Source organism: Lactococcus sp. FSL K6-0773 (assembly GCF_038006485.1).
In the GTDB taxonomy this organism is placed as follows: domain Bacteria; phylum Bacillota; class Bacilli; order Lactobacillales; family Streptococcaceae; genus Lactococcus; species Lactococcus lactis.
Window position 1 is genome coordinate 20,258 of sequence record NZ_JBBOVF010000002.1, and the last position, 21,052, is coordinate 41,309.

14 protein-coding genes and 6 pseudogenes are annotated in these 21,052 nt (G+C 40.2%); 12 read left to right on the forward strand and 8 right to left on the reverse strand.

All coding sequences use genetic code 11. The features are described from left to right. Positions 1-12 precede the first annotated feature (12 nt). From MHB61_RS12675 to MHB61_RS12690, 4 genes and pseudogenes are all read right to left on the reverse strand, one after another. Entirely contained in the window at positions 13-603 is a 591-nt protein-coding gene (locus MHB61_RS12675) for a hypothetical protein (RefSeq protein ID WP_262652272.1), read from the reverse strand. Between the two features lie 35 nt (positions 604-638). Continuing rightward, positions 639-1,085, reverse strand: a pseudogene (locus MHB61_RS12680) (IS982 family transposase); the annotation flags it as partial. A 525-nt stretch (positions 1,086-1,610) separates the two neighbouring features. Beyond that, positions 1,611-2,366, reverse strand: a complete 756-nt coding sequence (locus MHB61_RS12685) for an ABC transporter permease (RefSeq protein WP_010276774.1) — start codon at positions 2,364-2,366, stop codon at positions 1,611-1,613. After that, positions 2,363-3,013 (reverse strand): ABC transporter ATP-binding protein, encoded by a 651-nt coding sequence (locus MHB61_RS12690; RefSeq protein WP_010383508.1) that lies wholly within the window; start codon positions 3,011-3,013, stop codon positions 2,363-2,365. Before MHB61_RS12690 ends, MHB61_RS12685 begins: the two co-directional genes overlap by 4 nt. A gap of 148 nt (positions 3,014-3,161) precedes the next feature. Between MHB61_RS12690 and MHB61_RS12695 the strand changes: the two are divergent. Next, a pseudogene (locus tag MHB61_RS12695) lies at positions 3,162-3,314 on the forward strand (23S rRNA (uracil(1939)-C(5))-methyltransferase RlmD); the annotation flags it as partial. A gap of 54 nt (positions 3,315-3,368) precedes the next feature. Here MHB61_RS12695 and MHB61_RS12700 read toward each other — a convergent pair. Next, positions 3,369-4,049 carry an IS6-like element ISS1N family transposase gene (locus tag MHB61_RS12700; RefSeq protein ID WP_283657087.1) on the reverse strand — a complete coding sequence of 227 codons (681 nt, stop codon included), beginning with the start codon at positions 4,047-4,049 and terminating at the stop codon, positions 3,369-3,371. Between the two features lie 64 nt (positions 4,050-4,113). Between MHB61_RS12700 and MHB61_RS12705 the strand changes: the two are divergent. Further along, positions 4,114-4,257: pseudogene (locus tag MHB61_RS12705) on the forward strand (transposase); the annotation flags it as partial. A gap of 117 nt (positions 4,258-4,374) precedes the next feature. Here MHB61_RS12705 and MHB61_RS12710 read toward each other — a convergent pair. Next, entirely contained in the window at positions 4,375-5,274 is a 900-nt protein-coding gene (locus MHB61_RS12710) for a peptidylprolyl isomerase PrsA (RefSeq protein WP_058212595.1), read from the reverse strand. 324 nt (positions 5,275-5,598) lie between these two features. Between MHB61_RS12710 and prtP the strand changes: the two genes are divergently transcribed. Further along, the gene (gene prtP, locus MHB61_RS12715; protein ID WP_137016054.1) at positions 5,599-11,481 is read left to right on the forward strand and encodes a PII-type proteinase; all 5,883 of its coding nucleotides are present in this window, start codon (positions 5,599-5,601) and stop codon (positions 11,479-11,481) included. A 247-nt stretch (positions 11,482-11,728) separates the two neighbouring features. Here prtP and MHB61_RS12720 read toward each other — a convergent pair whose 3' ends face one another. Next, positions 11,729-12,409, reverse strand: a complete 681-nt coding sequence (locus tag MHB61_RS12720; RefSeq protein ID WP_262652276.1) for an IS6-like element ISS1N family transposase — start codon at positions 12,407-12,409, stop codon at positions 11,729-11,731. 169 nt (positions 12,410-12,578) lie between these two features. On the opposite strand from MHB61_RS12720, the gene MHB61_RS12725 reads away from it, so the two are divergent. The 7 genes and pseudogenes from MHB61_RS12725 (at position 12,579) to MHB61_RS12755 (ending at position 16,733) form a co-directional block, all read left to right on the forward strand. Continuing rightward, positions 12,579-12,809 carry a ComC/BlpC family leader-containing pheromone/bacteriocin gene (locus tag MHB61_RS12725; RefSeq protein WP_031297153.1) on the forward strand — a complete coding sequence of 77 codons (231 nt, stop codon included), beginning with the start codon at positions 12,579-12,581 and terminating at the stop codon, positions 12,807-12,809. 9 nt (positions 12,810-12,818) lie between these two features. Beyond that, a complete protein-coding gene (locus tag MHB61_RS12730) occupies positions 12,819-13,181 on the forward strand; it encodes a hypothetical protein (protein ID WP_137015828.1) in 363 nt (120 codons plus the stop codon). A gap of 186 nt (positions 13,182-13,367) precedes the next feature. Continuing rightward, positions 13,368-13,637, forward strand: a complete 270-nt coding sequence (locus MHB61_RS12735) for a hypothetical protein (protein ID WP_023349276.1) — start codon at positions 13,368-13,370, stop codon at positions 13,635-13,637. Positions 13,638-13,766: 129 nt separating this feature from the next. After that, positions 13,767-14,357, forward strand: coding sequence for a TetR/AcrR family transcriptional regulator (locus MHB61_RS12740; RefSeq protein ID WP_023349277.1), 591 nt, complete (start codon positions 13,767-13,769; stop codon positions 14,355-14,357). Positions 14,358-14,430: 73 nt separating this feature from the next. Then, positions 14,431-14,595, forward strand: coding sequence for a hypothetical protein (locus MHB61_RS12745; RefSeq protein WP_153915025.1), 165 nt, complete (start codon positions 14,431-14,433; stop codon positions 14,593-14,595). A gap of 26 nt (positions 14,596-14,621) precedes the next feature. After that, positions 14,622-15,245: a cysteine hydrolase gene (locus tag MHB61_RS12750; protein ID WP_058212982.1), complete on the forward strand. Its 624-nt coding sequence runs from the start codon at positions 14,622-14,624 to the stop codon at positions 15,243-15,245. Between the two features lie 137 nt (positions 15,246-15,382). Further along, positions 15,383-16,733: pseudogene (locus MHB61_RS12755) on the forward strand (FAD-dependent oxidoreductase). A 386-nt stretch (positions 16,734-17,119) separates the two neighbouring features. On the opposite strand, the pseudogene MHB61_RS12760 reads toward MHB61_RS12755, so the two are convergent. Further along, positions 17,120-18,493, reverse strand: a pseudogene (locus MHB61_RS12760) (IS3-like element ISLla3 family transposase). Positions 18,494-18,567: 74 nt separating this feature from the next. Here MHB61_RS12760 and MHB61_RS12765 point away from each other — a divergent pair. Further along, positions 18,568-19,715 (forward strand): IS3 family transposase gene (locus tag MHB61_RS12765; protein WP_123174241.1). Its coding sequence is split into 2 segments (ribosomal slippage): positions 18,568-18,820 and positions 18,820-19,715, totalling 1,149 coding nucleotides; the frame shifts between segments, so codons are not numbered across the junction. 70 nt (positions 19,716-19,785) lie between these two features. Further along, positions 19,786-20,926: pseudogene (locus tag MHB61_RS12770) on the forward strand (IS3-like element ISLla3 family transposase); the annotation flags it as partial. Positions 20,927-21,052 lie beyond the last annotated feature (126 nt).

Sequence of the window (21,052 nt, forward strand, 5' to 3'; positions counted from 1 at the left end):
GTCAGTAAAATTTTATAGTTTTTCATTAACGAAATTTACAAAATGATTCCAAAAAACCTTTGGAGCGCTACTACGGGGGACAGTTTTCTTAGCAACCAATGGAATTTGTTCTGCGGTACAATTTGGAAGATAGCCTAAACTATCCTTTACTGTAGTAGAAAGTGTGACAAGTTTTTGGTTTTTAGTCACAGTTGCTTCAACTGAGGCTGTTTTTTTCTTACTGAATTTGACTGTCAGTGATTTTGTATCTGCACTACCATCTGTAGCATAAGGAACAACGGGAGTGATATTTTGTGGAGCAACGAGTTGAACAGATTTTTCTTTTCCATCAGTCACAGCAATTTCTTTAAAATCATCTAAGGATTTATTTTTTTGCACAAGACTGGTCATACGCCAATGACCATAAACATAGTTCATCAGTTGATTTGTGAGGGTGAAAGGAGTTGAGTTGTCAGCAGCAGGATCTGTAGCTTCTAAAACAACCGTAATGATTCTAAAGCCGTTTTGATTTGTTGTTCCAGCAAAACAGTCAATTTGAAAACTTGTTGAACCTGTTTTCAAGCCATCCACACCAGTTCTTGAAGTAGAAAAACCACTAAGCATTTGATTGGTATTAGTTAACCCGAATTGCTAGTTGATTATTTAGCCATGACTTGACACCCGATAGAATATCTTAAAGTCTCTGGTTCCAGTGATTTAGCTGATTTTAACAGTAAAGAATACGCTAAAAGTATCATCTCTAATTTCAATTGAAAACCTTGAGGCGAACGACTTTTACAACGCTCAGATCCTAGATTTGTCAAAAAAGAAAAAACTCGCTCAATCACTTTTCTACGTTTTGAAAAATTAGGGAAAAGGATTTTCTTTTGCTTCATGTTCTTCCTGACAGGTGTAATTAGATCAATTCCTTTTAATTCCAGCCTATCATGCAGTGACTGACCTAAATATCCCATATCTCCAAGGACTGTTGGTGTCCCAAATTGACTCAACACTTCCTCGGCCATTGAACTATCAGCCATTGAAGCAGGAGTAATTGTGTAGTCTATGACATAGCCTGATTCACTGACTAAAGCATGACATTTACATCGGTTCTGTTGCAAAGTTTTCCAAAAATAACTCACGGGCTGCGGCACATGACTACTCAACAGATTGCCTAAAAATGGCAAAATCAGAATGGCCAGTCCCAAGTACAAGGTCAGCATATTCGCCAACGTATGACTCTCATGACGCCACATGATCCACGCATTCCATAAGAGCAAGAAAGCTTGTAAGGTAAAAATCAGCCCAATCAACAGGATCAGCAACACAAACAACGTTCCACTGATAATGATCAACCAGTGGATATTGCTACCTAAAATTGCAATCGCCAGCATGGTTAAAAACGAATAGAAAAATAGCGAAAACCAAATACCGTTACCTAGGCGAACCTTATCGCGATGATAACGCCAACCAAAAATGGTTCCAAATATAATTGGTACTAACCAGCTTCAGTAAAACATTGCTGGAACTGGAACCCAAACCACTGCGTCATTCACATCAATACCCCCGCATTAAGTTTTATTTCAGCTTCCATCATAAAGGACTCCCCGCGGGACTGCAATCAAGAGTCATTACTTCAACTGTTTTTGTTCATTATAGAAATTACGGTAAGCTAAATAGCACGCAATGATTGACCCCAAACTAGTCGCTGATAAGAGCATGAACGTGACCATAATTTGATACCTAATGGCCCGTACTGGATCGACCCCTGCAAAGATCAAACCGGACATCATCCCTGGCAGACTGACTAGACCCACAGTCTTTGCCGAATCAATGGTTGGTGACATCCCCGTACGAATCGCCTCACGCACGATGGCAATCGAAGCATCAAGTAGACCAGCCCCTAACGCCAACCGTTCAAGCACACCTTGCCGCTGGTCATGAAACTGACTATTGAGGCTGCGATAAGCCAGCCCAATTGCGACCATTGAATTCGACGCAATCATACCAGAAATGGGAATCATTTGCGATGGCACAAACTTAATCGCACCAGATAGCACGAGGACGCCGAGTGTTACCCCCGTACTAACAAAAATGGCTAATAACGAAATGGCTAATGCATGGTCAATCCCCGGCCCCCGTTTTTTCGCATTCCAAGCCGCATTGAAGATAATGAAGCCTATCATCGCCAGCGTTAGCCACAAATTGTTGACTCGGAAAATATACTTTAGCAAGTAACCCACGATAAATAGTTGTACAACAGCCCGCACGACACCAATGACGATGTCCCTATCCAAGCCAAGTTTCTGCCACAAACTAATTCCTAACGCGACGAGCACTAACATTGCCGCCAAAAATAGCGACGTATTATTAACTGCTAAATTCATGCGTGTACCTCCAATCTGCCAGCAACCACTTTCGCTAATTGATCTGCCGCAGCAATCTCTGTCGCGTCATGAGTAATCATGATCGTTGTCACGTGATCCTGCTCATTTAACTGTCGTAACCAGGCGTGCACGATTTGCTTATTATTTTCATCCAAACCAGCTGTCACCTCATCTAATAACAACACTTTTGGTAAGAATAAGATGTTGCGAATCAGCGCGACCCGCTGCCGTTCACCACCGGAAAGCTCGATAATCGGCTGATGCAGGGTTCGTTCGGACAGCCCAACATTATTTAACGCCGTTACCACTCGTTGCGTATCCATGACTTGCTTACGAATTTGGTACGGGAAAGCTAAGTTATCTGCCACCGTCTCACCAAATAACGTCGGTTGTTGGAAACAATATGAGACTTGCCGCCGATACATGATTGGGTCATAACTTTCAATCGGCTGCCCATCAAAAATCAAGGTCCCACTTGTTTTAGAAATCATGGCCGCAATGATCCGTAATAACGTACTTTTCCCACCACCGGATGGTCCCGTCAATGTAATATGAGCCCCAGCTGGAATCTGCCAATCAACATCATGTAAAATATGTTGATCAGCGATTTGATAATTAACTTTTTCTAAACTAATCAATGAATTCATATGCCCACCCCCGATTACTAATTTATAATCATTATAACCTGACTGTTAGGCGAATTTCAAACAATCCTCCTCAGTTATCCTGTGTCTTTCCACATGCTATAATGGAGGTTAACACAGTTCACAGAAAAACGAGGTCAAAATCAAACTTATGCCACAACCTAATCATTATTCGCACTAATCCCGATCGCACAATGATCGGCGCCGACAACAGCCGGATGAAAAAGTGCAAGCGACCGTTAACATCGGCCAGCGTTTTCCATTGACCATTCAGCGTTTAGGCATTAACGGTGAAGGTATTGGCGGTTCTGTTGCGAAGTTTGAAAATCAAACGCGCCCTCTCTGAACTCCAAATATCTTAGGCTGTTATTCCCATTAATACCTTGATTTCAGTAGACACCGAAAAGCCGAAGAGCGTTCCATTTCTTCGGTTCTTTTTATATATTCCTCGAATGGTCTCCATGCCCTTAATCGTGGAAGAGGCTGTACGGAGACTTTGATAAAATTTATTCCGTCGTTTAATAGGTCGATGGTCTTGTTCTATTAAATTGTTAAGATACTTCACAGTTCGGTGCTCTGTCTTAGTATATAAACCCACACTCTGTAACTTTCTAAAGGCGGAGCCAAGAGAAGGTGCTTTATCGGTCACAATTGCTTTCGGCTCACCAAACTGTTTATGGAGTCGTTTTAAGAAAGCATAGGCTGCTTGCGTATCCCGTTTCTTTCGTAACCAGATATCTAAGGTTAAGCCGTCCGCATCAATTGCACGATAAAGATAATGCCAACGTCCCTTAATTTTGATATAGGCTTCGTCCATTTTCCATGAATAGAAGGATTGTCTATTTTTCTTCTTCCAAAGATAATAGAGGACTTTGCTGTACTCTTGCACCCAACGATAAATCGTAGTATGACAAACATTTATTCCACGATCATATAACAATTCCTGAACTTCACGATAGCTTAGATTGTAACGCAGGTAGTAACCAACAGCGACAATAATGACGTCTTTTTTGAATTGTTTGCCTTTAAAATGATTCATTACTCCGTCCTCTCTGTCTTTTTTCTCAATTTTACACTAAAATAGATTTTTTGGAAAACTTTGCAACAGAACCCTTGAGGGTATTAACGGCATCATCAAGAAGATTAAGAACACTGCGTACGGCTATACGAATTGGAACAATTTCATCAATCGTATATTCCTGGAACGGGTTTGGTTCAGAGCTAAGAGCAGCAAGGCAGCAGCATAATAAAAGCACCTAGACCAATTAAGGCCTAGATGCTTCACAAAAGATCTATCAACTCTACTTGACGAAGAGCCAATTTTTAAAAGTACTGGCTGTTATTTCATCTTACTCGGTTAAGCCTTAATTCGTTGTCGCAAGCTTCTTATAACTATCTAGCGCACCCGCAAGATCCTTGTCTTTAATCGTCACATGCTGGTTCTTCAATACCTGACTGATAACCCGTTGCATGATGCTTGAATCGCGAGACCATTTAGCGTAAACGCTGGCAGTTAGCGCCTTTTTACTGCTAGTAAAGGTGCCTTTGGCGGGATGGTTAATCATTTTAATAACTTCATACCCGTCTGTCACTTTGACTGGGGTCTGCGTGTAGTCACCATTTTTTAATTTGTAGGCAGCATCCTTAAATGTGGCATCGAGCGTTTTATTGTTTAATTCAAAACTAATCTTCCCGCCGTTATCTTTAGTCGCAGTATCAATGGAATCAGTTTTCGCAAGCGTGGCAAAATCCTTGCCAGCTGCTAAATCACTGATAACTTGCATAGCAGTGTCCTCGTCGCTAGTTAGAATATGTTGGACAGTCACTTTGGGCTGATAGGTCTTCCAAGCGGCCTTGAGCTGGCTTTCAGAAACCTTTTTTAACTTTTTCAGTGCAACTTCACTTAAAAAGTTGGTTCGTAGGCTTTCCTTGAAGCTACTGCGACTGAAACCGTTTTGACTTAAGAAAGCATCGAAATTTTCGCCGTATTGTTGTTTGTAGCTATCATAGGCGTCATTAACTGTTTTAGTGCTAACCGATTTTCCATAGGCATGATTCAATGCACGGTAAATAAGCATGTTAGCAAGCATGGTCTTTGTCGTTGGTGACTGTTTGAGTTCCTTGTAGAAGCTACTTTCAGTCACCTTGCCACCTGAATAGGTCGCAACTGTTTGGTCGGTCTGATTTGACTGACAACCGCTTAGCAGCAGTAAAGCAGTTGCGGTACTTGCCAATAATACTTTAAGGCGCGTTTTTTTCTTCATCGATTCGGTCTCCTCTGAAATGCTTACAGTAAACGTTGTGTATTTATTCTAGCTTTGGCAATTGAGAATTTCAATTCAAATACTCATTTTCTAATAATGCTAAAAATTTCAAAACATCTATAGTCTGTAAACGGCTAAATAATAACGCTAAAAGTTAATTTACAGATAAAAAAATTAATAGAAGATTAAAATTTTAGTTGAATTTGTTCTTTAATAGTATATAATATAATAGTATATACTATTATATTATATACTATTATATTAACTACATCAAGCGTACATTTTGATTTGGTTATGAAACTTTTGGAAAGTGGAGGGTATTGGATGCAAAGGAAAAAGAAAGGGCTATCGATCTTGTTAGCCGGCACAGTCGCTTTAGGGGCGCTGGCTGTCTTGCCAGTCGGCGAAATCCAAGCAAAGGCGGCTATCTCGCAGCAAACTAAGGGATCATCACTCGCAAATACGGTGACGGCTGCTAAGCAAGCGGCCACTGACACAACTGCAGCGACAACGAATCAAGCGATTGCTACACAGTTGGCGGCTAAAGGTATTGATTACAATAAGCTGAATAAAGTTCAGCAGCAAGATATTTATGTTGACGTCATTGTTCAAATGAGCGCAGCGCCTGCCTCTGAAAACGGCACTTTAAGAACTGATTACTCCAGCACGGCGGAGATTCAGCAGGAGACCAATAAAGTGATCGCGGCTCAGGCAAGCGTTAAGGCAGCTGTTGAACAAGTCACCCAACAAACTGCCAGTGAAAGTTATGGCTATGTCGTTAACGGCTTTTCAACTAAAGTTAGGGTTGTTGATATCCCTAAACTGAAACAAATTTCCGGAGTTAAAACAGTCACATTGGCGAAAGTTTATTATCCGACTGATACTAAGGCAAACTCGATGGCGAATGTGCAAGCCGTATGGTCCAATTACAAATATAAAGGTGAAGGCACAGTTGTCTCGGTTATTGACACTGGCATTGATCCAACACACAAAGACATGCGGCTAAGCAATGATAAAGACGTTAAACTAACCAAATCTGATGTTGAAAAATTCACTGATACCGCCAAGCATGGCCGCTATTTTAATTCAAAAGTGCCATATGGGTTTAATTATGCTGATAATAACGACACAATTACAGATGATACGGTTGACGAACAACACGGCATGCATGTTGCTGGGATCATCGGTGCTAACGGGACAGGTGACGATCCAGCCAAGTCTGTTGTCGGAGTTGCGCCAGAAGCACAGCTACTGGCAATGAAAGTTTTCACCAACTCTGACACTTCTGCAACAACCGGGTCAGCTACCTTGGTTTCTGCCATTGAAGACTCGGCAAAAATCGGTGCCGATGTCCTCAACATGTCCTTAGGATCTGGTTCAGGCAACCAAACCTTGGAGGATCCAGAACTTGCTGCGGTGCAAAATGCTAACGAATCAGGAACAGCCGCCGTCATTTCTGCTGGGAACTCAGGAACATCCAGTTCAGCAACTGAAGGCGTCAACAAAGATTATTACGGTTTGCAAGACAATGAAATGGTGGGAACGCCAGGGACATCACGAGGAGCGACCACAGTTGCTTCCGCTGAAAACACGGATGTCATCACTCAGGCAGTGACCATTACTGATGGTACAGGTTTACAGCTTGGACCGGAAACCATTCAGCTTTCAAGCAACGATTTCACTGGTAGCTTTGACCAAAAGAAGTTTTATGTTGTTAAAGATGCTAGTGGCAACCTCAGCAAAGGGAAAGTAGCCGACTATACTGCTGACGCTAAAGGCAAAATTGCCATCGTTAAACGTGGCGAACTTACCTTTGCTGATAAACAAAATTACGCCCAAGCCGCTGGTGCTGCTGGCTTGATCATTGTCAACAACGATGGCACAGCAACACCGGTGACTTCTATAGCGTTAACCACCACCTTCCCAACATTTGGGCTCTCAAGTGTAACCGGTCAAAAGCTGGTTGACTGGGTCACAGCACACCCGGATGATAGTCTCGGTGTCAAGATTGCCCTGACGATGGTACCAAATCAGAAATATACTGAAGACAAGATGTCTGACTTCACATCCTATGGGCCAGTTTCCAATCTTTCCTTCAAACCAGATATTACCGCACCAGGCGGCAACATCTGGTCAACGCAAAACAACAATGGCTACACAAATATGTCTGGTACGTCAATGGCCTCGCCATTTATTGCCGGTTCACAAGCATTGTTGAAACAAGCATTGAATAACAAAAACAACCCTTTTTATGCTTACTACAAACAACTTAAAGGGACAGCGCTCACCGATTTTCTTAAGACAGTTGAGATGAATACTGCCCAGCCAATCAACGATATTAACTACAATAATGTTATCGTATCGCCGCGGCGGCAAGGGGCCGGTCTTGTTGATGTGAAGGCAGCCATTGATGCATTAGAAAAGAATCCGTCAACGGTTGTCGCCGAAAACGGCTACCCGGCAGTTGAATTGAAAGACTTCACGAGTACGGACAAGACCTTTAAACTGACCTTCACGAATCGCACGACCCATGAACTAACCTATCAAATGGACAGTAATACGGATACTAATGCCGTTTATACATCAGCGACTGACCCTAATTCTAGGGTTTTGTATGACAAGAAGATTGATGGAGCAGCCATTAAAGCTGGCAGTAACATAACTGTGCCTGCTGGAAAAACGGTGCAGATTGAATTCACACTATCTTTGCCGAAGGCTTTTGACCAACAGCAATTTGTTGAAGGTTTTCTGAACTTTAAGGGTAGCGATGGATCGCGCTTGAACTTGCCATACATGGGCTTTTTTGGTGACTGGAATGACGGTAAGATTGTCGATAGTCTCAATGGGATCACTTATAGTCCTGCTGGTGGTAATTTTGGCACCGTGCCACTATTGACGAACAAAAATACAGGCACTCAATATCATGGCGGCATGGTCACAGACGCTGATGGCAACCAGACAGTTGACGATCAGGCGATTGCTTTTTCGAGTGACAAGAATGCCTTATATAATGAAATCAGCATGAAGTATTATCTATTGCGCAATATCAGCAACGTCCAAGTTGATATTCTTGATGGTCAGGGCAATAAAGTTACGACTCTCAGCAGTTCCACCAATCTGACGAAGACCTATTATAATGCTAATTCGCAGCAGTACATCTACTACCATGCTCCAGCGTGGGATGGCACCTATTATGATCAACGTGATGGCAACATCAAGACGGCTGATGATGGCAGTTATACTTATCGTATTTCCGGTGTACCGGAAGGCGGCGACAAACGTCAAGTGTTTGATGTGCCTTTCAAGCTCGACTCTAAGGCGCCGACAGTTCGTCATGTCGCTTTGTCAGCCAAAACGGAAAATGGGAAAACCCAGTATTATTTGACAGCTGAAGCCAAGGATGATTTGAGTGGTCTTGATGCCACCAAGAGCGTTAAAACTGCAATTAATGAAGTGACGAATCTTGATGCTACCTTTACCGATGCTGGGACAACGGCTGATGGGTACACCAAAATTGAAACGCCATTATCTGATGAACAGGCCCAAGCACTTGGCAATGGCGACAATTCGGCTGAGCTGTACTTGACTGATAATGCATCCAATGCCACTGATCAAGATGCCAGCGTTCAGAAGCCGGGGTCTACATCGTTTGATTTAATTGTGAACGGCGGCGGTATCCCAGACAAGATCTCAAGTACCACAACCGGCTACGAAGCCAATACTCAAGGTGGCGGGACGTATACGTTTAGTGGAACGTATCCAGCAGCGGTTGACGGTACTTACACTGATGCACAAGGAAAGAAACATGATTTGAACACAACCTACGATGCTGCGACTAACAGTTTCACTGCCTCAATGCCGGTCACAAATGCTGATTACGCCGCGCAAGTGGATCTATATGCCGATAAGGCGCTTACCCAGTTGCTTAAACATTTTGACACTAAAGTTCGGCTGACGGCGCCAACCTTTACTGATTTGAAATTCAACAATGGCTCGGATCAGACCTCTGAAGCGACCATCAAGGTTACAGGGACGGTTAGTGCTGACACCAAGACAGTTAATGTTGGCGACACCGTAGCAGCACTTGATGCACAACATCACTTTAGTGTTGATGTACCGGTTAATTATGGTGACAATACCATCAAAGTGACCGCCACCGACAAAGACGGAAACACCACGACGGAGCAAAAGACGATTACCTCGTCTTATGATCCTGATATGTTGAAGAATCCTGTGACGTTCGATCAAGGTGTGACATTTGGTTCCAATGAATTCAATGCCACCTCGGCTAAGTTCTATGACCCTAAGACCGGGATTGCGACGATTACTGGTAAGGTCAAGCACCCAACGACAACGTTGCAGGTTGATGGTAAGCAAATTCCAATCAAGGATGATCTGACTTTCAGTTTCACTTTAGATTTAGGTACTCTTGGACAAAAACCGTTTGGGGTTGTTGTGGGTGACACCACTCAAAACAAGACCTTCCAAGAATCGTTGACCTTCATTTTGGATGCAGTGGCGCCAACATTGTCATTGGACAGCTCGACAGATGCACCGGTTTATACCAACGATCCAAACTTCCAGATTATCGGAACAGCCACTGACAATGCGCAATATCTGAGTCTGTCAATTAACGGCAGTTCTGTCGCCAGCCAATACGCAGACATCAACATCAATAGCGGCAAACCAGGTCATATGGCTATTGATCAGCCCGTTAAATTGCTCGAAGGCAAAAACGTGCTGACTGTTGCTGTTACAGATAGCGAAGACAACACCACGACCAAGAACATCACAGTTTACTACGAACCAAAGAAAACACTGGCAGCACCAACTGTGACGCCAAGTACCACTGAACCAGCCCAAACGGTGACTCTGACGGCAAACGCTGCCGCAACGGGCGAAACGGTTCAGTATAGTGCTGATGGTGGCAAGACATATCAGGATGTTCCGGCAGCCGGTGTCACGATCACGGCAAATGGCACCTTCAAGTTTAAGTCGACTGATTTATACGGTAATGAATCACCAGCCGTCGACTATGTTGTCACCAATATCAAGGCCGATGATCCTGCACAATTGCAGGCAGCTAAGCAGGCACTGACTAATCTGATTGCTTCCGCCAAAACGCTAAGTGCCAGCGGTAAGTATGATGATGCCACAACGACTGCTTTAGCAGCGGCAACGCAGAAGGCACAAACGGCGCTTGATCAGACGAACGCCTCAGTTGATTCACTTACTGGTGCCAATCGAGACCTGCAAACTGCGATCAATCAATTAGCTGCCAAGTTACCTGCAGATAAGAAGACTTCGCTGCTTAACCAGTTGCAATCTGTGAAGGCTGCGCTGGGAACGGACTTGGGCAATCAAACTGATCCAATCACTGGCAAAACATTTACTGCAGCGTTAGACGACCTAGTGGCACAAGCTCAAGCAGGCACGCAAACGGACGACCAGCTTCAAGCGACTCTTGCCAAGGTACTTGATGCAGTATTAGCAAAACTTGCGGAGGGTATTAAAGCGGCAACACCGGCTGAGATTGGCAATGCTAAAGATGCTGCAACTGGCAAAACTTGGTATGCCGACATTGCTGACACATTGACGTCTGGTCAAGCCAGTGCTGATGCGTCTGACAAGCTTGCACATTTACAAGCTTTGCAAAGTCTGAAAACGAAGGTGGCAGCTGCCGTTGAAGCGGCCAAGACAGTTGGTAAAGGCGACGATACAACCGGTACTAGCGACAAAGGCGGCGCTCAAGGTACCCCGGCGCCCGCTCCAGGCGACACAGGTAAGGACAAAGGCGATGAGGGCAGCCAGCCTAGTTCTGGCGGTAATATCCCAACAAAGCCAGCCACAACGACGTCAACGAGCGCGGATGATACGACTGATCGTAATGGTCAACATACATCCGGTACTAGCGACAAAGGCGGCGCTCAAGGTACCCCGGCGCCCGCTCCAGGCGACATAGGTAAGGACAAAGGCGATGAGGGCAGCCAGCCTAGTTCTGGCGGTAATATCCCAACAAAGCCAGCCACAACGACGTCAACGAGCACGGATGATACGACTGATCGTAATGGTCAACTTACATCCGGTAAGGGAGCATTACCCAAGACAGGAGAGACAACTGAGCGGCCAGCGTTTGGCTTCTTGGGTGTCATTGTGGTCATTCTGATGGGGGTATTAGGATTGAAACGGAAACAACGTGAAGAATAGCCTGTCCATGCGTTGCGTTTAGGGCAGCAGCGTATCGACAAAAAGAAAAGGGCGCTACGATATTTGGAGTTGAGGTTCAAAGTCAAATGGTACTGATGACCGGTAAAATTTAATATTTTGAACCTTGCTTAGGCAGCTGACTTCACATTGTTGAGATCAGCTGCCTTTTGCTTATAGTTCATTGAGTAGAAACGGTTCTGTTGCGAAGTTTGAAAATTAAACGCGCCCTCTCTGAACTCCGAATATCTTAGGCTGTTATTCCCATTAATACCTTGATTTCAGTAGACACCGAAAAGCCGAAGAGCGTTCCATTTCTTCGGTTCTTTTTATATATTCCTCGAATGGTCTCCATGCCCTTAATCGTGGAAGAGGCTGTACGGAGACTTTGATAAAATTTATTCCGTCGTTTAATAGGTCGATGGTCTTGTTCTATTAAATTGTTAAGATACTTCACAGTTCGGTGCTCTGTCTTAGTATATAAACCCACACTCTGTAACTTTCTAAAGGCGGAGCCAAGAGAAGGTGCTTTATCGGTCACAATTGCTTTCGGCTCACCAAACTGTTTATGGAGTCGTTTTAAGAAAGCATAGGCTGCTTGCGTATCCCGTTTCTTTCGTAACCAGATATCTAAGGTTAAGCCGTCCGCATCAATTGCACGATAAAGATAATGCCAACGTCCCTTAATTTTGATATAGGTTTCGTCCATTTTCCATGAATAGAAGGATTGTCTATTTTTCTTCTTCCAAAGATAATAGAGGACTTTGATGTACTCTTGCACCCAACGATAAATCGTAGTATGACAAACATTTATTCCACGATCATATAACAATTCCTGAACTTCACGATAGCTTAGATTGTAACGCAGGTAGTAACCAACAGCGACAATAATGACGTCTTTTTTGAATTGTTTTCCTTTAAAATGATTCATTACTCTGTCGTCTCTGTCTTTTTTCTCAATTTTACACTAAAATAGATTTTTTGGAAAACTTTGCAACAGAACCGACAGGAGCAATAAGGGATTTTTAATTCTTGAAAAGGAAATGAAAAAGGAATATAATAAAAGTGCTTACAAAGTTAATGAAAAGGAGTTTTTTAAAATGAAAACCCAAGAACTTAATTTAAAACAATTTGTAATGTTGTCTGAAAAGGAACTTCAAGAAATTAGTGGAGGAGGCGGATGGGGTTCTGCTTTTGCAGGATGGCTTGGAGGAATTGGTGTTAAATCAGGTCAAACTGCCCAACAAGTAGTTAATCAATTAAATGTTGTAACGGGCTTTCACGCTTATAATCATAATCCATATGGTAGTGGTGGTACACCAAACGATTGATTGAGAAGTATGTTTACATTGATTTTCTCTAATTTAACAGGAGGTATAATTATTAAAGCGATTTATAAAGATAAGACTGTAGATGTCTGGGAAATAAGTAAAAATAATGAACAACCAGATTGGGTAAAAAATGCTTTTAAAGAAAATTATCTTAGTTGGTATGACGAAAGATTAAAAATTCTAATGAATGGCATCAAACCTTCAGCTAAAAGTTCTTTAAAATTGGGAATTATGGGCTCTGTTGCTGGAAGTTTAGCTGGTGGATTAGCGGGAAACAATATTTATGTGATGGGTGAAATTGGAGATTATTTAGATATAACCAACCGCAAAGTTGTATCTAAAGAAAAATTTTTTAAAAAATATAGTGTTTGAATCAAAACGCTCTTTGAGCATTTTTTTAGGTTTTAAACTGATTTGCTGAGCGTTAGTGTTGGGAAAAATTCGTGAATATAAAAGGAAAACTACGACAAGAAAGTATTTACTAACAATTGTCTGAGCTAGTTTTCTCGACAGTGGTGTCACTATTTTTTTATCCAGGAAGATAAGGAGAATTAGATACTGAAATATTTTGTGACATTTTTGTCTCCAACACAGAACATGGGAACATTGAATTGGCAAACAATGATATTGGATGATTATCTTGTTGATGATTCCTACTGGGAAAATACCAAATTAGAATTATCAAAAGAAGTAGAATGGATTACGCAAAGTGAACTCTACAAAAAAGTAAAACGCAATGATGGTTCGGGTAATGATATTATATTATCGGTACCAGTTAGTGCGGTTTTAGAAATGATAAAATCATTTTTTATACTAGGACACAGTTAATGATATGTTTTGTACTATTCGGTACAAAATGTTTGTATTTCAAAAAAGAAGATGTTAATATAATTATACCAAGTGGTACAAAACAATGTTGTTAGATACAATCTAATCTAACCATTTGAATCTAAAGATATGGAGGTGTACAACTTGAGAAATACGAAAGAAAAGATATTGACGGCTACAGAACAGCTTATATATAAAAAAGGTTATACAGGGACTTCTATTAATGATATTTTAGATGAAACTGCGACAGGCAAAGGGCAATTCTATTATTACTTTGATTCAAAAAAAGAAGCTTGCCTAGCAGTCATCGATAATCATGTTAAAATTTGGCAAACACATTTGCTAAATGGAATCCTATCGAGAGATGAAAGTCCACTGGCAAACTTGAAAGAGATGCTGGATTGGATTTACAGTGATCATGCGCAAAAAAAAATATACTACGGCTGTCCTGTAGGTAATCTCGTTATTGAGCTTTCCGCCCTAGATGAGGATTTTAGAAAACCTCTTGAACAACTATTTTCAGATTTACAAAAAAAAATTGCGGAAAATCTATCAGCTTTAACAGGACTGCTGGTGAAACAAAATCTTCCTGCAGCACATGCAATTATTGCTCAAATTCAAGGAAGTCTTCTACTCTTGAAAGTGACTCAAGATTTAAATGTTCTTGAATCAAATTTTGATTTATTAAAAACTAGTTTTGAAAAAGTGGGAGAAAAATAATGAAAAAATTGGATATGATAGTTATCGGACCAGGTCCTGCCCCGCCTACTGCTGTGATACGACGTAAATCTTTATGTCAGCAGTTGAATCTAAAGAAAAAGTCAAGCTTTTGCAGGCCGATGCGATTCGGAGAGAATATCCCATTGCCGATGTTCAAAAAAGATGGCAAAGTTGTCAAACATTCATAGACGTTCTTCGTAAGGGGATACTTAAGCAACTCATTGCAGAATTATCATAAAAATTTTATATTTAAAGGAGAACAAAATGTTCAATAACAAAAATACAGCATTCGTCGTTACAGACCCACAAGTCGAATTCCTCAAACCAAAAGGTGCAGGCTATGGTCTAACAAAAGATATCCTCAGAAAATATCATACCACTGAGAATCTTACAGAACTCTTCAAACATGCTAAAGCAAAAGGCTATAAAATCTTTATTTCACCACATTACTTTTACGACCATGACCAAAACTGGAAATTTGGTGGTCAAGGCGAACAAATGATGTTGAATAATAAAATGTTCCATCGTGAACACCAGTATCAAGAAACAGTGAAAGGTTCAGGAGCAGACTTCGTGGAGGAACTCAAACCTTACTTGGATGAAAATACTATCATCACAAGCCCCCACAAAATCTTCGGTCCCGAATCAAATGACTTGGCGCTTCAACTCCGTAAAAACGGCATTGATACTGTTATCTTGGCTGGAATGAACGCAAATCTCTGTGTGGATTCACACTTGCGTGAACTCGTAGAATTAGGTTTTCACGTTCACGTTGCAGCTGACGCAACAGGAGCACCTGGTCAAGAAGCCTATGATGCAGCAATAACAAATTTTGGATTTGTTGCAGATCGCACCATGAGTACAGCAAAAGTTCTTGAAGAGCTTTGAAGCAATAGGTAAACAGGCAAATTAAATGAAAATAATATTTGATGAACTAGCTACTGAAAAAATTAAAAGCTTCGGTGCTGTGGTAAATCTATCGTGGATAATAAGTTAGTTCAAAACTAAAATTTGGAGATTTTTAAATGAAAAAAATAGACGTAAAAAATATCGTTGTTGGTTTTGGTAAAGGTGGAAAGACCTTGGCCAAATTCCTTGCTGGAAAAAAAAGAAAGTGTCGTCGTTATTGAACAATCAACTCTAATGTATGGTGGGACTTGTATCAACATCGGCTGTATTCCATCAAAATTTTTGATTGTCAACGGTGAAAAAGGTTTGAAATTCACAGAAGCTGAAGAAAAAAAAGCGATGCTTACAGGTAATTTGAATCTAAAAAATTATCACATGATTGCGGATGAAGCAACAGCTGAAGTTATTGATGGCAAAGCAAAATTTGTCTCTGATCACGAAATCGAAGTGATGGATGCTGAGGGTGAAGTCATTGCACAACTAATTGGCGAACGTATCTTTATCAATACTGGCGCGACACCTGTCTTGCCACCAATTCCCGGACTTGTGGACAGTAGAAATGTTGTGACTTCAACTGAATTAATGGATTTGAAGCAGCTTCCTGAACATTTGACGATTATTGGTTCTGGTTATATTGGTCTTGAATTTGCTTCAATGTTTGCAAGTTACGGATCAAAAGTAACAGTTCTTGATATTTTCGATAACTTCCTTCCTCGTGATGATGAAGATATTTCGAAGTTGGTTCGTTCCGACCTTGAATCTAGGGGGATTATCTTTAAGCTTGGCGTGAAGATTGATGCTATTACTGACAATAGCGTTGAAATAATAAATAAAGAAGGCAAAAAAGTTTCAATCTTATCAGATAAAATTTTGGTTGCAACAGGTCGCAAACCCAATACTGCTGGACTTGGACTTGAAAACACTAATATTCAACTTGGTCAACGTGGAGAAATTGTGGTCAACGATAAACTTGAAACCACTGTTCAAAATGTATGGGCACTTGGGGATGTGCATGGCGGTTTACAATTTACTTACACTTCCCTTGATGATTTCCGTATTGTAAGTAATAACCTTTATGGAGATGGTAAGCGGAGTCTGTCTGACCGCAAAAATGTACCAACCTCTGTGTTTATCACACCTGCCTTGTCTAAAGTTGGCCTTAATGAAAAAGCTGCTAAAGCAGCGGGCATCGATTATCGTCTCTTCAAACTTGCTGCGACAGCCATTCCAAAATCAGCTGTCTTGAATCAGTCTAAAGGCTTACTCAAAGCTTTGGTTGATCCAGAGACAGACAAAATTCTTGGTATTACAATTTACGCAGAAGAATCTTATGAAACAATTAATCTCATAAGTCTTGCGATTGAAGTAGGCTTGCCTTACACATTATTGCGTGACAAAATTTACACTCATCCAACCATGACTGAAGCATTAAATGATTTGTTTGCCGCTAAAAATGAAGTAAAGTAAAATAAAATAGTCAAATTTGATGGAAATCGAGTATGAGTTACTGACATACTACCAATAACTTTTTATATCTTGATAATTAAAACGAAAGTTTTTAATAGTTATTTTAAGTCAATTTAATGAATTGCCCGATTACCCTTGAAAAGTTGAGCAATATGAGCAGATTATGACAGTTTTATGAGAAGATGAGAGTGTTTATCTTTCTTAATTAAACGAGATGACAAAAAAACGAAGTTGTGATAAAATAAGGGTAAAGAAAAAGGAATTGCGCTAACAAGTCCTAGTGTATCCGATTAAAAGTCGGTGGCAGTATAATGTTCTAAGAACCGTTAACTGATGTGTACCCCAAAAGTTAGACTTTTTATCCAAGTAGAAATACTTGGATTTTTTTAATTGTTTTGGTAATTCAAGCGAAATTGAATTGGACTCATCCAGTTCAATTTTTGTTTGATTCGTTTTGTATTATAGTACCTAATCCAGATTACAATAACCTGTTCCAGTTCTTCGAAAGACGAGAAGATATGTCCGTAGTAAATTTCTTGTTTAAGTAGCCCAAAGAAATTCTCCATAACTGAATTATCATGACAGTTTCCTTTACGGCTCATAGACTGAAAAATTCTATGAGATTTTAATTTAGAAACATAGTCTCTCATTTGGTATCCCCATCCTTGATCTGAGTGGAAAGTACGTCGATAAGGACAATCAGATGTCACAGCTAAGGCTTGATTTAGAGCAATATCAATTGATTGATAAGAGGGTTGTTTAGAGATATGATAACTAATCACCTCGCTATTAAATAAATCAATGTAAGGATTGAGATAACACTTTTTCTAAATTCCATCTTCATAATATTTGAATTCTGTCGTATCTGTTGTGATTTTTTGATGAGGAATGGAAGTTCTGAATCGTCTGTGTAATTTATTTTTAGCTACCGTCCCTACTTTTCCTTTATATGAATTATATTTACGTGATTTGTGCCAATAAGACGTCACACGAAGCCCTAGCTTCTTCATTAAGCGCTGTACCTTCTTGTGGTTGACGTTGATAGCCACGTTGCTTAAGTAATTCACTCATTGGACGATAACCTGCATTGGCATGTTCTTGACGTATTTTAAGCATTTCTTTTTCGATAAGCTCATCTTTGTTTACCCGTTCAAAACAGTTAACCCAATAATAATAAGTGGCTTTAGGGAATCCTGTAACTTTCAAGATTTCTTTGAGTTTGAAGGTTTTACGGAGACTGTAGATGAGTCTTGATTTTTGTTCATTAGAGCATTTTTCTCCAATCTCCGAAGTCCTTTTAAATAAGCTACCTCAATTTGCGCATAACGTAATTCTTGTTCAAGTTCTTTAATTCGTTGAGAATCATTTGGGTTCTGAGTCATAGACGATGCAATGCTTTCTAGTTTTTTACGCCGTCCTCTCTTTTTGCTTATTGGGACTTCTCCATAAATTTTGAAATGATTAACCCAGCTTGCAAGTAAGGTAAAATTAGTAATTTCGAATTTTCTTGCCACAGCTTCATACGTTAAATCAGTTGTTAAATAACATTGTACCGCATTTTCTTTCAACTCCATAGAATAATTTTTATTGACTTTGGAGTGAGCTGTAGGAAGTCCCTCTGCTCGATAATTGCGAATCCAGCGTCTAACCTGACTAGATGAACCTACGTTGTGCAGTTTAGCAAGATAGGTAGCGCCTCCCTTGCCAGATAAATAATCTTGAATAACGCGTTGTTTTAATTCTATGGAATATTTGACCATAAGAAAAGACCTCCGAATGGAAAGGTTATAATAAACTAGACACAAAGTTAAGAGAAATCGTGGAAAGGTTTATTATGGCAAGAAGAAAATTCGATAAACAATTTAAAAATTCTGCAGTAAAACTCATTCTTGAAGAGGGTTACTCTGTTAAAGAAGTCAGCCAAGAGCTTGAGGTTCATGCCAATAGTCTTTATCGCTGGGTTCAAGAAGTTGAAGAATATGGAGAAAGTGCTTTTCCAGGCAATGGGACAGCCCTAGCTAATGCCCAACATAAGATTAAATTGTTAGAGAAAGAAAATCGTTATCTTCAGGAGGAACTTGAACTTCTAAAAAAGTTCCGGGTCTTCTTGAAGCGAAGCAAGTAAAACGTTTTGAATTTCTCTTGAAACATCATGGGAAGATAAAAATTAAGCATGCAGTAAAAGTTCTTAAGGTTTCTCGCTCAGGTTTCTATGAATACATGCATCGTCGTCCTTCAAAACAACAAGTGGAGAGAGAAATTCTCTCAGAGAAGATAAAAGCTGTCTTTCATGAGCATAAGGGACGCTATGGTGCGGTTAGAATTACCAAGGTACTTCATAATACTGGTATTATGACCAACACGAAACGTGTTGGGAAACTGATGCACTTGATGGGACTTTATGCCAAGGGAAGCCGTTATAAATATAAACATTACAACAGAAAAGGAGCTTCGCTTTCAAGACCCAATTTAATTAATCAGATCTTTAAAGCAACAGCTCCTAATAAAGTATGGCTGGGAGACATGACCTATATCCCTACCAAAGAAGGCACCTTATACTTAGCCGTGAATATCGACGTTTTTTCACGTAAGATTGTAGGCTGGTCAATATCTTCACGGATGCAAGATAAACTGGTGAGGGATTGCTTCTTACAAGCTTGTGGGAAAGAACATCCTCAGCCTGGCTTGATTGTCCATACTGATCAAGGGAGTCAATATACAAGCTCTCGTTATCAATCTACTCTTCGTCAAGTCGGTGCTCAATCTAGCATGAGTCGTAAAGGAAATCCCTATGACAATGCAATGATGGAGTCTTTTTATAAGACGCTAAAGAGGGAGCTTATTAATGATGCTCATTTTGAGACAAGAGCTGAGGCTACTCAAGAAATATTTAAATACATTGAGACCTATTACAATACAAAAAGGATGCATTCAGGTCTTGATTACAAGTCTCCAAAAGACTTTGAAAAATATAATTCTTAAATTCTCTTAACTCCGTGTCTAGTTTTTCGTTGACTTTCCAGAAAAGTCTATATTTCGGAGGTCTTTTCTTATGGTCAAATATTCCATAGAATTAAAACAACGCGTTATTCAAGATTATTTATCTGGCAAGGGAGGCTCTACCTATCTTGCTAAACTGCACAACGTAGGTTCATCTAGTCAGGTTAGACACTGGATTCGCAATTATCGAGCAGAGGGACTTCCTACAGCTCACCCAAAGTCAATAAAAATTATTCTATGGAGTTGAAAGAAAATGCGGTACAATGTTATTTAACAACTGATTTAACGTATGAAGCTGTGGCAAGAAAATTCGAAATTACTAATTTTACCTTACTTGCAAGCTGGGTTAATCATTTCAAAATTTATGGAGAAGTCCCAATAAGCAAAAAGAGAGGACGGCGTAAAAAACTAGAAAGCATTGCATCGCCTATGACTCAGAACCCAAATGATTCTCAACGAATTAAAGAACTTGAACAAGAATTACGTTATGCGCAAATTGAGGTAGCTTATTTAAAAGGACTTCGGAGATTGGAGAAAAATGCTCTAATGAACAAAAATCAAGACTCATCTACAGTCTCCGTAAAACCCTCAAACTCAAAGAAATCTTGAAAGTTACAGGATTCCCTAAAGCCACTTATTATTATTGGGTTAACTGTTTTGAACGGGTAAACAAAGATGAGCTTATCGAAAAAGAAATGCTTAAAATACGTCAAGAACATGCCAATGCAGGTTATCGTCCAATGAGTGAATTACTTAAGCAACGTGGCTATCACGTCAACCACAAGAAGGTACAGCGCTTAATGAAGAATCTAGGGCTTCGTGTGACGTCTTATTGGCACAAATCACGTAATTATAATTCATATAAAGGAAAAGTAGGGACGGTAGCTAAAAATAAATTGCACAGACGATTCAGAACTTCCATTCCTCATCAAAAAATCACAACAGATACGACAGAATTCAAATATTATGAAGATGGAATTCAGAAAAAGTGTTATCTCAATCCTTACATTGATTTATTTAATAGCGAGGTGATTAGTTATCATATCTCTAAACAACCCTCTTATCAATCAATTGATATTGCTCTAAATCAAGCCTTAGCTGTGACATCTGATTGTCCTTATCGACGTACTTTCCACTCAGATCAAGGATGGGGATACCAAATGAGAGACTATGTTTCTAAATTAAAATCTCATACCCGAATTGCTAGTTAATTTCATTGGAAAATAAATAAGTCGTGCTATCCTAATCTTAAACCACTAAGCATTAGAAAGCGCACGACTTATATGACTTATAATAGCACACTTCCAAAAGTTTTTGTT

Bases quoted from the DNA above. Each gene is read 5' to 3' on its own strand.
- MHB61_RS12675 (WP_262652272.1), bottom strand. From the start codon at position 603: ATGCTTAGTGGTTTTTCTACTTCAAGAACTGGTGTGGATGGCTTGAAA.
- MHB61_RS12685 (WP_010276774.1), bottom strand. From the start codon at position 2,366: ATGAATTTAGCAGTTAATAATACGTCGCTATTTTTGGCGGCAATGTTA.
- MHB61_RS12690 (WP_010383508.1), bottom strand. From the start codon at position 3,013: ATGAATTCATTGATTAGTTTAGAAAAAGTTAATTATCAAATCGCTGAT.
- MHB61_RS12700 (WP_283657087.1), bottom strand. From the start codon at position 4,049: ATGAATCATTTTAAAGGCAAACAATTCAAAAAAGACGTCATTATTGTC.
- MHB61_RS12710 (WP_058212595.1), bottom strand. From the start codon at position 5,274: ATGAAGAAAAAAACGCGCCTTAAAGTATTATTGGCAAGTACCGCAACT.
- prtP (WP_137016054.1), top strand. From the start codon at position 5,599: ATGCAAAGGAAAAAGAAAGGGCTATCGATCTTGTTAGCCGGCACAGTC.
- MHB61_RS12720 (WP_262652276.1), bottom strand. From the start codon at position 12,409: ATGAATCATTTTAAAGGAAAACAATTCAAAAAAGACGTCATTATTGTC.
- MHB61_RS12725 (WP_031297153.1), top strand. From the start codon at position 12,579: ATGAAAACCCAAGAACTTAATTTAAAACAATTTGTAATGTTGTCTGAA.
- MHB61_RS12730 (WP_137015828.1), top strand. From the start codon at position 12,819: ATGTTTACATTGATTTTCTCTAATTTAACAGGAGGTATAATTATTAAA.
- MHB61_RS12740 (WP_023349277.1), top strand. From the start codon at position 13,767: ATGGAGGTGTACAACTTGAGAAATACGAAAGAAAAGATATTGACGGCT.
- MHB61_RS12745 (WP_153915025.1), top strand. From the start codon at position 14,431: ATGTCAGCAGTTGAATCTAAAGAAAAAGTCAAGCTTTTGCAGGCCGAT.
- MHB61_RS12750 (WP_058212982.1), top strand. From the start codon at position 14,622: ATGTTCAATAACAAAAATACAGCATTCGTCGTTACAGACCCACAAGTC.